The sequence below is a fragment of the Solwaraspora sp. WMMD791 genome, assembly GCF_029581195.1.
Classification (GTDB): domain Bacteria; phylum Actinomycetota; class Actinomycetes; order Mycobacteriales; family Micromonosporaceae; genus Micromonospora_E.
In genome coordinates this window covers 1,534,169-1,548,011 of record NZ_CP120737.1, presented here as the reverse complement: position 1 = coordinate 1,548,011, position 13,843 = coordinate 1,534,169, and the positions used below count along the sequence as shown (strand labels likewise).

The following is a 13,843-nucleotide window of genomic DNA, read 5'->3' as shown; positions in this document are numbered from 1 at the left end:
GTTCAGTCGACAGTGGTCGATCATTGGGATCCGGTAGGGGGAGCCAGTGGCGCGAAGGGTTCCGGTGGCCGTGGTGGTGGCGGCCGTACTGCTCGGGACGGCCGTGCCGACCGCGGCCGTCGCCGGTCCCGGCGGCCCCGACCACCGGCATGGTGGTCTTGACCGGGTGCACACCGCCGGTCGGGTCGTCGTCGACGGTGCCACCGCACGGTACAGCTGGCCCGGCGTCTACTTCGAGGGCCGGTTCCGGGGCAGCGGGATCGGGATCGTCCTGGACGACCCGCACGCCGACTACGACGTCCAGATCGACGGCCGGACCGTCGCCACCCTGGTGACGCCGGGCGCGATCACCCACCGGGTCGACGGGCTACGGCCCGGCCGGCACACCGTACGGGTGGTCAAGCGCAGCGAGAGCCAGTGGGCGACCAGCACGTTCGGCGGTTTCGTGCCGGTACCCGGTGGTGCCGTCCTGCCCGCACCGGCGCCACGGCACCGGCAGATCGAGTTCATCGGCGACTCGCACACCGCCGGGTACGGCAACGAGTCGACGAGCCGGGACTGCACCGGCGACGAGGTGCACCGGACCACCAACGCCGACCGCAGCTTCGGCGCGATCACGGCCCGCCGATACGGCGCCGACTACCAGATCAACGGGTACTCGGGGCTCGGCATGGTGCGCAACTACGGTGGCCACTCACCGGGAACCACCTACCGCACGTACTACGACCGGGCGCTGCTCGCCGTCGACGGCGACGTCTGGCCGCAGCCGCGCAGCTGGCGACCGCAGGTCGTCGTGGTGGGCCTCGGGCTCAACGACTTCTCCACCGACATCGCCCCCGGCGAGTCGTGGACGCCGGAGACGCTCGGTGCCGCCTACCGCGAGGCCTACCACGGCTTCCTCGACCAGTTGCGCGCCCGGTACGGCGACCGGACCCACATCGTCGTCACCGCCAACGAGATGTGGAACACCACCGCCTTCCGGGACGCGGTGACCCAGGTCGTCGCCGAGCGCAACGACCGGGGCGACGACCGGGTCCGGATGTGGTACGTCGAGAGTGCCGGCCTGGACTCCCTCGGCTGCCACTGGCATCCGTCGGTCGCCGACCATCAACTGCTCGCCGACCGCCTGAGCGCCGTGCTCGACGAGCTGCCGTTGCGCTGGTGACCTGACCTTCGTGCGGTCGGGTGCCCCGACCGCTGTCGCCGTCAGGGTCGCGGCACCGCCACCACCTCGTACGTCGTCTCCGGGGTGACCTCGACGCCGAACCGGGCGTTCGGCAGGTAGAGCAGATCGCCGGCGGCGGCGACGGTGGTCGGCACGTCGAACCGTTCGTCGGTGCTCCGCCCGACGATGTCGCCCTGGCTGCCGGCGGCGTTGATCTGCAGCTCGACGAGGGTGTTCGCCCGGTTCTGCACGACGAACAGGGTCTGGTCGACCACCAGGAGCCCGTCGCCGCCGACCAGGAGTCCGTCGCCGTTGACGTCGACGACGCCGGTGCGGCCGGTGACCCCGGTCGCCGGGTCCACGGTGAACAGCAGACCGGTGTTGGACTGCACGATGATCAGGTTGGCGCCGCTGGGGCTGACCGTGACGCCGTTGGCGTTGATGCCGTCGCCGTAGACGATGTCGCCGGTGAGCGGGATCCGGCGTACCTGCGCGGCGTCGGGCAGCGCCCCGGCGGCGTCGATCGGCAGGTGGTAGACGACCGGGTTGGTGGAGTCGGTGAAGAAGGCGCCGGCGTCGGTGACGGTGACGTCGTTGACGAAGCTCTCCGACATGGTCGCGAGCTCGTAGCGGGCGAGCAGGTCGCCGGTGTCGGCGTCGATCACCCGGGCGTCGCCGGCCGCGCCGCCGGCGACGAAGAGCCGGCCCCGTGCGTCGAGGGCCAGGCCTACCGACGCGGTGCCGGGTGCGTCGCCGATCAGCTCACCGACGCCGGTCGCCAGGTCCGCACGGAAGATCGCGCCGTCGGCGAGGGATCCGACGTACGCGGTGTGCCGCTCGGCGTCGATCGCGATGCCTTCGGGGGCGAACCCGTCGGGTAGCCGTACCGTGTCGACCAGGTCGACGCTGCCACCGGCGGCACCGACCGGGTCGCTGCCATGCTGGCCGGCGGTGGCCAGGCCGGTGGCGAGCGCCAGCGCGCCGGCCAGGGCCGCCGCCGACACCGTCGCGCCGATCGCGGTACGCCTGCGGTTCACCATCGGTGATGCCTCCTGTGCTCCGGCCGACCGCCTGGACCGGTCGACGCCCTACCGGAAGGCACGGCGCGAACAGGTGTGACGTTCACCGGGTCGGATACCGGACGGCGGCCGGTGCGGCCGCCGTACACTGGTCGCCGGTGTCGGACGGTAGCGGCGGCGGGTCGCGGGCGGGGGAGCGGGTACGGATGAGGTCACACCTGCCGATCCTCAAGGCGCACGGTTCGCAGAACGACATCCTCGTCATCGAGGGCCGGCCGGGTGACTACGCCGCCGACGCGGACGTGCCGCACCTGGTACGCCAGTTGTGCGACCGGTCCGGTCCGCTCGGCGGCGGCGACGGGGTCTACTTCGTCGACCTCGCGCCGGCGGTGCCGCAGGCGGCGTTCTTCAACCCGGACGGGTCGTTCGCGAAGCTGTGCGGCAACGGGATGCGCTGTGTCGGTCGGCTGGTGCTGGACACCCGGGAGACCGATCGGGCGGTGGTGCGGGCCGGCGGCAGCGATTTCGTGGTGCTGCGGGCGGAATCCACCCCGGAAGGGGTCCGGCAGACGGCCGTCGAGATGCCGAAGGTGGATTTCGACCCGGCCGAGCCGGTGCTGGCCCTGGCGCAGCCGCACCTCGACACGCCGGTACCGGCGTTGCACCCGACACTGGGGCTGACCGCGCTCGCCGTACCGAACGACCATCTGGTCGCGGTGGTGGAGAAGTTCGACGAGGCCGAGCTGGTCGCAACCGGGCTGCGGATCGTCGCGGCCACGGACGTGGTGCCACGGGGGGCGAACCTGTCGTTCGTGTTCGCGCTCGGCGGCGACGAGATCTACGTGCAGACGTACGAGCGGGGGGCCGGGCTGACCCCGTCGTGTGGCTCGGGGGTGGTCGCCTCGCGGGCGGTCTGGTCCCGACTGGGGTACGCCGACGCGGGGGAGCGGATCACCGTCCGTAATCCGGGTGGGGTCGCGACGGCCTGGTTGACCGGTGCGGGATCCGCCTGGCAGGCCACCCTGCAGGGCAACGCGTCGTACGTCTACCGCGCCGACGTCGACCTCGCAGCGGTCGTTTCCGGTGTGGTCGGCGGTGTTGAGCGCGACACGTTCGTCGACGAAGTCGAGGCATTCGCCCAGTTGCGGCGGAACAACCACGGTGTGCTGCACGCCGCCGGGGTGTATCCGTCGGTCGGCTGAACCGGGCCGAACCGGAGCTGAATCCGGGCTGAATCCGGGCTGAATCCCATTCCGCCCGCCGTCCGATGGTCCGCCGCCAGAATTCGGCCAGCAAATAGGTATTATTAGATCGATGCATGCCGATCTAATTGCTGCCGAGGGTGCCGAGGCGGCGCCGTGGCCAAAAGGGTCAGGATACGGGAACATGAGACCGAATCACATATCTCTACATCGATCTGATTTCGGCCTAGCATCTGTGTCAGTCAGATTCACGGTCATCGGTCGGTCTGTCACAATCGGGTCGGCCGGGTATCGAAAGGAGGCGGGAGATGACCTTCTCCCGGCCGTCCCGGCGCCACTGGCGCCTCGCCCTCACCGCCACCGCGGTCGCCGCAGCCACGGTCGCCTTCGCCGCGCCGGCCAACGCCGCGCCGGCCGAGGGCCCTGTCCTGTACGCCGGTGAGTCCACCACCGTCGCCGATTCCTACATCGTGGTGTTCAAGGACGAGCGGGTGTCCCGCACCGGGGTGCCCGCTGCCGCCCGCGCCGTCGCCGCCCGTCACGACGCCGCGGTGGTACGCACCTACACCGAGGCGCTGCGCGGATTCGAAGCGCGGATGAGCGAGAAGGCAGCCAAGCGACTCGCCGCCAGCTCGGCCGTCAAGTACGTCCAGCAGAACCGGACCGTCTCCCTCGCGGCCACCCAGACCCCCACCCCGTCCTGGGGGCTCGACCGGATCGACCAGTCCGCGCTGCCCCTGAACAACAGCTACACCTACCCGAACTCCGGGTCAGGTGTGACCGCGTACATCATCGACACCGGCATCCGCTTCTCGCACAGTGACTTCGGCGGGCGGGCGGTCACCGGCTTCGACGCGGTCGACGGCGGCAGCGCCGACGACGGCAACGGCCACGGTACGCACGTCGCCGGCACCGTCGGCGGCACCGCGTACGGCGTCGCCAAGGACGTCACGCTGGTCGGCGTACGGGTGCTCAACAACAGCGGCAGCGGCACCTACGCGGGGGTCATCGCCGGTATCGACTGGGTGACGGCCGACCACGGCCCGGGTGAGCCGGCGGTGGCCAACATGAGCCTCGGCGGCGGCTTCGACCAGGCGGTCAACGACGCCGTGGCGCGGTCCATCGACGACGGCGTCGTCTACTCTCTGGCCGCCGGCAACAGCAACGCCAACGCCTGCAACTACTCGCCGGCCAGCACCCCGGCCGCGATCACCGTCGGAGCCACCACCAGCACCGACGCACGGGCCAGCTACTCCAACTACGGCACCTGCGTCGACATCTTCGCCCCGGGTAGCGCCATCACCTCGGCCTGGCACACCGGCGACACCGCCACCAACACGATCAACGGCACCTCGATGGCCGCGCCGCACGTCGCCGGTGCCGCCGCCCTGGCCCTGGCGGCCAACCCCGGCTACACCCCGGCGCAGATCGGCAACCTGCTGATCGCAGACGCGACCGACGGCGTCGTCACCAACCCGGGCACCGGCTCGCCGAACAAGCTGCTGTACGTGGGCAACATCGTCCCGCCCACCCAGGACTTCACCGTCGAGGTGGCCCCGGCCGGCGCGACGGTCGACCCGGGTGACCCGGCGAGCGCTACCGTCAGCACCACCACCGCCGTCGGTGACCCGCACACCGTCACCTTCAGCGTGACCGGAGCTCCGGCCGGCGTCACCGCCGAGTTCAGCCCGGCGTCGGTCACCTCCGGCGGCGCGACGACCCTGACCCTGGACACCGCCGCGTCGACGGAACCCGGCACCTACCGGCTGACCATCGTCGGCACCGGTCCGGAGACGTCGCAGTCGGCACCGTTCACGCTCACCGTCAACGGTCCGCCCGGCTGCTCGCAGACCAACTCCACCGACTTCCCGATCAGCGACAACAGCACGACCGAGAGCGCGATCGTCATCAACGGCTGCGCCGGCAACGCCCGGGCCGCCAGCACCATCGAGGTCAACATCTACCACACCTGGATCGGTGACCTGACGGTCTCGCTGATCGCTCCGGACGGCAGCGCCTACGTGCTGCACAGCCGGACCGGCAGCAGCACCGACAACATCTTCCAGACCTACACCCGGGACCTGTCCAGCGAGGTCGCCGACGGCACCTGGAAGCTGCGGGTGCAGGACTCGGCCAGCCTGGACACCGGCTACCTGGACAGCTGGACGCTGAACCTGTAGTCGGGCGCCGAACACCGCCCGGAGCTCCGGCACACCGCCGGGCTCCGGGCGTTTCGCGCGGCCGGACGCATAACCGCTTGTTCTGCGATTCGCGCACCCTCACTGCCACCGCATGTCGGGTATGGGTGATCAGTCGGCGTACTTTGGCTGATATGCCGAATGCTTGCCGGGCTGATTCGCCACGGCATTTGAACATTCGACTATGGCGAACAAAATGACATCCATGGATGGCGATTGAATGTCGTATGGTGGGTCACCTCGGACAATCGAATGGATGGTGGTGATCCCCGTGCGGAAGTTCATCGGCGTGCTCGTGGCTCTGGCGGTGGGTGTGGCGGCGACCCTGGCCCTCACCTCACCGGCGCAGGCGACGACGGCGACCTTCACCCAGACCAGTGCCTGGTCCACCGGGTACGTGGGCGAGGTGGTCGTCACGAACAACTTCACCGTGCCGATCACCGGCTGGGAGGTGGCGTTCACGCTGCCGGCCGGATCGTCGGTGTCCAGTGCGTGGAGCACCCAGGTCGCGACGACCACGCCGCACTACACAATGATCAATACGAGCTGGAACGGCTCACTCGCACCGGGCCAGTCGGTCACCATCGGGTTCGTGGTGACCGGCACCGGCCTCCCGACGATCCTGTGGCCGCTCTGACCTCCGCGACCGTGCCGGTGACGGCGGGACGTGCCCGGGGCCGTTCCCTGCCCGGGCGCACCCGCCGTCACCGTGGGCTGAATCCCGGGGTCAGCCGCCGGCGGGCGTCAGCTCGATCAGCTCCCAGCCGCCTTCCGGTACGTCGTCGGTCGGGTCGGTACGCAGATTCATCGGATTGCCCATGCCGAGGTAGAGCGTCGACCCGTCGGCGACCATCGTGCGGAAGCCGTAGTTGAGGTAGTTGCCCAGCCCCTGGGTGTCGACCGCCGTCGCCGGCTTGTTGTTCGACTCGAACATCCACAGGTCACCGCCGTAGAGCGCCGGGTCGATGGTGATCGGGTTCAACTCGTCGCTGAGCCCGGTGGCCGCCCCCCGGAACCCCGTTTCAGCCGCCGCCTGCGGCAGCAGGTCCTTGGCGAGGTAGCTCCAGTCCATCGTGCCGACGAACAGCCGCCCGTTCGAGACCGCCATCGTCCAGGTGTAGTTGGTGTAGATGTTGCCGAATCCCATCCGCCCGTACTTCGGCCGGTAGCCGGTGAGGGCCCACCGCCAGGCACCGACGCCGTAGTCCGCGGCGGGGTCGTACACCGGCAGGACCGCCTGGCCGTAGAGCAGCTCGGTGCTCGCCTGCGCGGTGCCGAACGACCTGCCCCGGAAGATGCTCACCGCCCGCTGCGAACGCTCCAGGGTCGCGCGGGCCGCAGGCTCGTCCGCCGGCGGGTACGCCTCGGCGACCATCGCCGTGGACTTCATCGGCACGTGCATGGTGCCCCAGTAGAGGTACCCACGGTACGAGGCCAGCGCGCCGAGGCCGTACGAGCCGGCGATGACCGGGTCGGGCTCGTAGGACGCCGCACTCCACACCTGGGTCCACCCCTCGGCGTCGTCCGGGGTGAGCCCCGGCTCGCCGTCGAGCAGCCGAGGGCTCATCCACACCCCGGCGATGCCGGGATCGGCCTGGGCGGTCGGGACGACGCCGACGCGGACCGGCTCCGCGTCGGGGCCCGGGCGTGCCCCCGCCGAGGACGACCCTCCCGCCGCCGACCAGGTGCTGACGAAGACCCGACCGTCGTGCACCTCCAGGTCGGCCACCTGCGCCGGCAGCTTGCCGACCTCGACGAAGTTGAACGGGTCGTCGCGGTCGCCGGCCCAACGCAGGATGTAGCCGCCGTCGCGGCCGTTCGGGCCGACGCCGACCCCGGCGTACAGCACGTTGTGGGCGACCACGAAGTGGCGGATGTTGCCGTACTTGGCGAAGTTGGCCGACCCCAGGTACTCGCCGGTGGCCGTGTCGAACGCGAACATGTTGACCGTCGCGCCGAGCGCCGGCCCGGCCAGCAGGACGACGCCGTTGTGCGTGCCACCGGCCCGCAGCCCCAGCGTCCGGCGTAGCCGCGACAGGTCGTCGGCGGACGCGCCGGTGATCTCCGCGGTCTTCTCCGTCAACGTCGCCGAGGCCAGGTCGTAGACGTACGCCCGGGGCTGCCGGTGGTCGCCGACGCTGACCGGCATCGTCGGGTTCTGCTTGACCACCTGGCTCTCGGCGAACTCGCACACGTAGTCGTCGGTGATCCGTGGGTTCGGCAGGGCCAGCGTCGCCCCGGTCACGATGCAGTGGACGTTCGCCCCGGTGCCGAACCAGAGCCGGTCGTCGGCCTTCGCGAGCGACCACACGTACGCCTGGTTGACCTTGGCCTGGCCCTGCGCACACGGCGGCCCGGCGGGGTAGGGCAGTCCGATGCCGACGAAGCACTCCTCAGGGGTGGCCTTGGCGAGCAGTTCGTGCGCGAACGCCGGTGATCCGGCAGGCACCGCCTGCTGGCCGACCGCCGGTGCCGGGGCCACGACGAGGGCCGGTAGGACGAACAGTGCGATGGCGGAAATCAGTCGCCGTCGGGATATCAGGGGCCAGCGCATCAATTCCCTTTCTTTCGGCACGATCCACACCCGCCGTGGGGGACCGCATTCCGTGGCAGAACGGGCAGTACGGAACGCAGCATCGAAACCCTGGTCACGGGCGCGGACGGTGGCATTGTCGGCTTCGTGAGGTGAGCTGAGTGTCCACCCAGTCAGGACAGTAGACAACGGTGATTGCCGTCTGATTTCCGACGTCCACATCAGATGTGGGCAGCTACCGGAGTGGTCGTCACTGATCGTCGTTAGGCCAATTGCCACGTGTCACCATTCGGGGTGCGGTGTGGTCCACCGAGGGGATGCGCAAACGACGCCGCCCGGACCCCGCAGCGCGGGATCCGGGCGGCGTCGGATCAGCTCAGCCTTCGACGTCGGCGAGCAGGTCCTGCAGGTCACCGAACATCTCCGCGAAGTCCAGCGTCTCCGCCTCCGCCGGTGCCTCGATCGACACCGGGGTGCCGTAGTCGGTGTAGTCGACCGTGATGTCGCTCATCGTTCCCATGACCATCTTCACCCGGCGCGGCTGGTACTGCTCGTCGACCCACACGTCGGCCTTGACCTCGGTCACGCCGGCGGCGGCGAACTGCTCCTGGACGCCCTCGCGCAGCTCGGCGTCGAGTTGCCCCAGGTAGGTCTCGACCGGGCTGGTCGACGTGTAGTGCACCGTCTTGACACCGTCGATGGTCTCCTCACCGACGACCACGACCTCCTTGCCCTCGAGGAGGGTCTGCACGCCCTTGACCGGGTCCATGTCCTCGACCTGCTTGGCGAGCTCCTCAGAGCCGGCGCCCAGCGCGGCGAGGTCCATCTTGAACCACTTCTTGCCCTCCATCGACGCCTGCTCCGCCTCCGGGATGCTCACGTAGTACGTGGTCCCGATGGTGCGTACGGTGATCTCCCCGTCCTCCGGGTCGACCATCGTCAGCTCGGCCTTCGGCTCGTCCCCGAAGGCGATGACGCCGCTCATGTCCATCGACTCACCACCGGCGGTGCCGGTCATCGTCACCTTCACCGAGGTGGCCTTGTTGGTGGTCTCGATGGTGCGCTGCAGCGACCCGACCGCGTCGGTGGCGAGCTGCGTCAGCACGCCCGACCCACCGCCGGCGGCGACCTCGGCCGCGGGCTGCGCGGCACCGCAGGCGGTGAGGGCGAGTACGGCGACCGAGGCCACCGCCACGGAGGTGGCCCTGTTCAGTGTCGACACGAAGTGAACTCCCTGTTCAGCTGTCTCAGATGATCGGCCGGCATAGTACCGGGGGCGGTCAACCCAACTGACCGTCGACCACCGGCCGGCGATTCCCCGGCTCACCTACGACTTTCGTCGTAGACCGCCACCGTCGGAGTTACCACCAACCGATGACGACTCGCGCGCCGATTCTCGGCACGCTTGAGCCACCCACAAACGACGGAGGAACAGTCAATGCGCAAGGTGGCAATCGTCGTCGCGGTCGTGGTCGTCGTCCTGTGCGGCGGTCTCGGCTGGATCGCGTACCAGGCGGTCGACCTCGGTAGGGAGATCATCGAGGCCGGGGTCAGCCGGGACGAGTTCGCCGTCCAACGGGTGGGCACGCCGGAAGCGGAGGTGCGGGCCGCGCTACCGGAGCCGCTGTCCGACATCAAGGACCACGAACTGTACGGCGACGACCCGGACAAACTCGGGATGCCCGCTGGTGCCTCGTGCGTCTACTACACGATCACCCCGTTCGAGGCCGAAGGCCCGGACCTGTGGCGGTTCTGCTTCGTCGACGGCGCGTTGGCGGAGAAGAGCGCCATCACGATCCCGCAGTGACGCCGCCCGCCCTCCGCCGGCCCCCGACAGGGGTGCCGCCGGCGATCGGCCAGAATCCCACCGACCCGTCGCCAACCACGCCTGACACCACCGAAGGAGCACCGCCGCGATGACGACGTTCCGGTGGGCGGCGTGGTGGCACGACCGGACAGCCCGGTGGCCCGCACGGGCACGGCGGTGGCGGACGCGGGCGGCCCGGGTCGGGCCGTGGCGCCTGCTCTACGAGATCTGCCTGGTGGCGCTGGTCACCGTGATGGCGACCCTGGCCGCCGTCGGCGCCGACTGGTACCCGCTCGCGCCCTGGTTGGTCGCGCTCTCCACACCGGTGCTGGTGGTGCTGCGGCTGCCCCACCCGACGGCCGCGTACGTCGCCGCGGCACTGATCGGCCTCGCCACCGGCGGACAGAACAGCCTGCTGCTGGCGGTGCTGAGCGCCGCGCTGGCGTACCGGGTCGCCCGATGGTGGCAGGTCGGCGCCGCGCTGGCCGTCGCCTGGGCCAGCTACGTCGGGTCGATCCGCTGGTCGGAACCGGTGACGGTGGAGTTGGCCGTCGCGTACTCGGCGCTGTTCGTCCTGCTGGCGATCTTCCCGGCCGGTGTGGCCCGGCTGGTCCGGCGGCGACGGCGCCTGCTGGCGGCGCTGCACCACCGAAACATGCAACTGCACCGGGAGCAGGGCGAGATCGCCCGTCAGGCGCAGACCCGGGAACGGGCCCGCATCGCCCGGGACCTGCACGATTCGCTGGGGTACAAACTCACCCTGATCTCGCTGTACGCCGGGATGCTGCGGACCGCCGAGGGCGACCAGCGGACCGAGGCCGCCGACCTGGTGAGGCAGACCTCCTCGGCGGCGATGACCGAGCTGCGGCAGATTCTCGGCATCCTCGGCCAGGACGACAGCCAGTCCGCGGTGCGGCCGCTGACCGGCCTGGACGAGCTGGCAGCGCAGGCCCGGGCCGGCGGCGCCGAAGTGGAGGTCGTCCGTCAGGGTCAACCCCGACCGCTGGCGGCGTTGACCGAACACGCGGCGTACCGGGTGATCCAGGAAGGCCTGACCAACGCGTTGCGGCACGCTCGAGGTGGGGCGATCGTCCTGCTGCTGCGCTACGAGACCGACGCGCTGGTGGCCGCCGTCACCAACACCGCCGGGCACCGGGTCGCCCGGTCCACCTCCCAGCAGGGACTGATCGGGTTGGCCGAACGGGTCCGGATCGCCAAGGGCATGCTCTACCACGGTCCGACGCCCGACGGCGGGTTCCGGCTGGCGGCCACCCTGCCGTACCTGGGTGACGAACCCGCTGCCGCCGAGCACCGTCCCCCACCGGTGGCCGGGGCCGACTTCGACGGCCTGATCGAGCGGCACCAGCGCGGGTCCCGGCTCACCCTGGCGGTCACCGGGCTGGTCATCGCCGCCTGCCTGGCGTTGTGTCTGGCCGGGGCCTGGCTGGCCACCACGCTGGTCGTGGTCGACCGCGACACCTACGACGCGGTGCGGATCGGCCAGCCGGAGGACGAGGTCCGGGCGGTGCTGCCCGACGTCGACGTCGGCGTGGTCGACGCCGACGGTGCCGGTCGCCGGTCACCACCCGGTGCCACCTGCGTCGACTACGACTCGTCGATCCTGGACCAGGCCGACTCCGACACCGAACGGACCATGTACCGGTTCTGTTTCCGCGAAGCAACGCTCGTCGACAAACAGATCGTCAAGGAACCGCGACAGTGATCCGACGACGATGAGGGACGACACGATGGCCGACCCCGTACGGGTGCTCCTGGCTGACGACGACTCGTTGATCCGTACCGCGATCGACGCGGTCCTGCGACCGGCGACCGACATCGAGCTGATCGCCCAGGCCGCCGACGGGCGGACCGCGATCGACCTGGCCGTACGGCACCGACCGGACGTGGCACTGCTGGACATCCAGATGCCGGTCCTCGACGGCCTGGCGGCGCTGCGGGAGATCCGCCGGCTGGCCCCGGCGGTCCAGATCGTGGTGCTGACGACCTTCGGTGAGGACGAGTACGTCGCGCAGGCACTCGCCGCCGGAGCCGCCGGCTTCCTGCTCAAGGAGTCCGCCGCCGACGAACTCGCGTACGCCGTGCGCGCCGCCGCGGCCGGCAACGCCTACCTGTCGCCGAAGATCACCCGTCAGGTGCTCAATCGGCTACCTACTGTCACTGTACGTCCAGAAGAGGACCTGAAAAGAGTCGACATGCTCAGCGATCGGGAACGCGAAGTCCTGGTACTGCTGGCCCAGGGCCTGTCCAACGCCGAGATCGGCCAACAGCTGTTCGTCTCCGAAGGCACCGTGAAGACCCACGTGTACCGGGTGTTCGCCAAGCTCGGCTGCGAGAACCGGGTCCAGGCGGCCATGCTCGCCCAACGGGCCGGTCTGCTGGATCCGCCCTCTGGTCCGGCCCACTGAGTGACGAGCGCGGCAACGGAAGATCCACCCGGAGGATTGCGCCCGCCGGCACAGTGGTTACGGTCGGTTGACCGTACCGGTGACGACGACGAGGTGACCCGTGTCCGAGGTGGATCAGAAGCAGCCGCAGCAGGCGCGAGCTGTCCGCCGTACCGTCGACGTGGCCCGGGTGGGACGGTGGCTGACCGGCCCGGCGGGCGCCGGTGTCATCGGGGTCTTCTTCACGGTCGCGACGGCCGCGTTCAGCGCGGCCGGCGGTATCGCACCGGACCTGGCCGCCGAGGGCTGGACCGGCGGCCGGGGCGGCTGGCTGGTGGCGTTCACCCTGGCAGGGGTCGTCACCCTTGCCGCCGGCGTCGGCCTCTGGTGGTGGCGTAACCGGCTCCGCGACCGCCTCGGCGTCGCCTACGTCGTCAACGAGGTGGCGGCCGGCTGGACCCCGGAGCAGAAGGACGGGTTCCTCAGCGACGTCCGGGACCGGTTCGCCGTGTTTCGGCCGGTGCCGCCGCTACGCACCTTCGACCGGGCGGCGGTGTGGCCGCAGGGGACGGAGGCGACCCGCTGGGGCCGCGACGTCGACAGCCTGGTCCGCCACTTCCAGGTGGCCAGCTACGACCCGGACGGCCGGGACACCGCCCTGGACCGGTCACTGTTCGTCTGGGCGCCGTGGCCGGTCGCGGTCGCCTTCGGCCACCGGGTGACCGCGGCCGAACGGGGCCGGGCGCTGCAGGTCCGCCAGCGCGACGGTTTCGGCCGGCAGGGGCCGCTGCGGGTCGGCCCGGTCGACGACGGGCACACCTTCCAGGGCCCGGCCGACCGGCCCGACGGCGGACTCTCCGGGGAGCTGCGGGTGCAGCGCCACCCGGCGCGGCTGCGGGTCACCACAGACGGTGTCACCACAGACGGTGTCGCCACAGACGGTGTCACCACAGACGGTGTCGCCTCCTCGGCCGGGGTCGACGACGACGGGGCGACGCGAGAGATCCTGCTGCTGGTGCTGCGGACCAACCACCACGAGTTCGGCCCGCTGCCGAGACTGCCGGCCGACCTGACGCAGCGGGCCGCCCACGACGACGCGGCCGCCGCCAGCGACCGGGAACCGCTCGTCGTCGAGCTGCACGACGCCGCCGGGCTGGGCCTGCCGGAGACCGTGTCGACGACGCTGCGCGAATGGCGCTACCTGCCCCGGCCCGGGGAGACGCACCACCATTGGCGGGACTATCCGCAGATCGTGGCGACCGCGGCCCAGTGGATCGCCGACCAGGCAGCCAGCGTGCCGGGCGCGACGATCCTGCTGGGCGCGCAGGTTCCGCAGGAGGTGGCGGTCGGCCTGGGCATCCGGTCGGCCCGGCAGGCCGGCTGGCCGCGTGAACTGTGGCCGCTGGTGCACTCCGTCGGCAACGGCACCTTCACCGTCCCCCGACTCGACCTGGGACGCTGACCGGGAATCTGGACCAGCTCGACGGTCGCGCCAGCACCCTGGTCGGCTGATC

Annotated in this window: 11 protein-coding genes; 8 read left to right on the top strand and 3 right to left on the bottom strand. The window is 70.6% G+C overall.

What is annotated here, in order from left to right:
• Positions 1-46 precede the first annotated feature (46 nt).
• Positions 47-1,165 (top strand): SGNH/GDSL hydrolase family protein, encoded by a 1,119-nt coding sequence (locus tag O7623_RS06645; RefSeq protein ID WP_282227708.1) that lies wholly within the window; start codon positions 47-49, stop codon positions 1,163-1,165.
• Between the two features lie 41 nt (positions 1,166-1,206).
• Here O7623_RS06645 and O7623_RS06640 read toward each other — a convergent pair whose 3' ends face one another.
• The gene (locus O7623_RS06640; protein WP_282227707.1) at positions 1,207-2,205 is read right to left on the bottom strand and encodes a superoxide dismutase; all 999 of its coding nucleotides are present in this window, start codon (positions 2,203-2,205) and stop codon (positions 1,207-1,209) included.
• A 137-nt stretch (positions 2,206-2,342) separates the two neighbouring features.
• Here O7623_RS06640 and dapF point away from each other — a divergent pair, with 137 nt between their 5' ends.
• From dapF to O7623_RS06625, 3 genes are all read left to right on the top strand, one after another.
• Positions 2,343-3,386: a diaminopimelate epimerase gene (gene dapF, locus O7623_RS06635; RefSeq protein ID WP_282227706.1), complete on the top strand. Its 1,044-nt coding sequence runs from the start codon at positions 2,343-2,345 to the stop codon at positions 3,384-3,386.
• Between the two features lie 308 nt (positions 3,387-3,694).
• A complete protein-coding gene (locus O7623_RS06630; protein WP_282227705.1) occupies positions 3,695-5,566 on the top strand; it encodes a S8 family serine peptidase in 1,872 nt (623 codons plus the stop codon).
• Positions 5,567-5,840: 274 nt separating this feature from the next.
• Positions 5,841-6,221, top strand: coding sequence for a cellulose binding domain-containing protein (locus tag O7623_RS06625; protein WP_282227704.1), 381 nt, complete (start codon positions 5,841-5,843; stop codon positions 6,219-6,221).
• A 90-nt stretch (positions 6,222-6,311) separates the two neighbouring features.
• On the opposite strand, the gene O7623_RS06620 is transcribed toward O7623_RS06625, so the two are convergent.
• A complete protein-coding gene (locus O7623_RS06620; protein ID WP_282227703.1) occupies positions 6,312-8,138 on the bottom strand; it encodes a hypothetical protein in 1,827 nt (608 codons plus the stop codon).
• 355 nt (positions 8,139-8,493) lie between these two features.
• Positions 8,494-9,339 carry an LppX_LprAFG lipoprotein gene (locus O7623_RS06615; protein WP_282227702.1) on the bottom strand — a complete coding sequence of 282 codons (846 nt, stop codon included), beginning with the start codon at positions 9,337-9,339 and terminating at the stop codon, positions 8,494-8,496.
• A 216-nt stretch (positions 9,340-9,555) separates the two neighbouring features.
• Here O7623_RS06615 and O7623_RS06610 point away from each other — a divergent pair, with 216 nt between their 5' ends.
• The 4 genes from O7623_RS06610 to O7623_RS06595 all read left to right on the top strand — a co-directional run bounded on the left by O7623_RS06610 (position 9,556) and on the right by O7623_RS06595 (position 13,791).
• On the top strand, positions 9,556-9,924 hold the full coding sequence (locus O7623_RS06610) for a hypothetical protein (RefSeq protein WP_282227701.1): 369 nt from the start codon (positions 9,556-9,558) through the stop codon (positions 9,922-9,924).
• A gap of 109 nt (positions 9,925-10,033) precedes the next feature.
• Positions 10,034-11,647: a histidine kinase gene (locus O7623_RS06605; RefSeq protein WP_282227700.1), complete on the top strand. Its 1,614-nt coding sequence runs from the start codon at positions 10,034-10,036 to the stop codon at positions 11,645-11,647.
• Between the two features lie 25 nt (positions 11,648-11,672).
• Positions 11,673-12,350, top strand: coding sequence for a response regulator transcription factor (locus O7623_RS06600; protein WP_282227699.1), 678 nt, complete (start codon positions 11,673-11,675; stop codon positions 12,348-12,350).
• Between the two features lie 100 nt (positions 12,351-12,450).
• The gene (locus tag O7623_RS06595) at positions 12,451-13,791 is read left to right on the top strand and encodes a hypothetical protein (RefSeq protein WP_282227698.1); all 1,341 of its coding nucleotides are present in this window, start codon (positions 12,451-12,453) and stop codon (positions 13,789-13,791) included.
• The last annotated feature ends 52 nt before the right edge of the window (positions 13,792-13,843 follow it).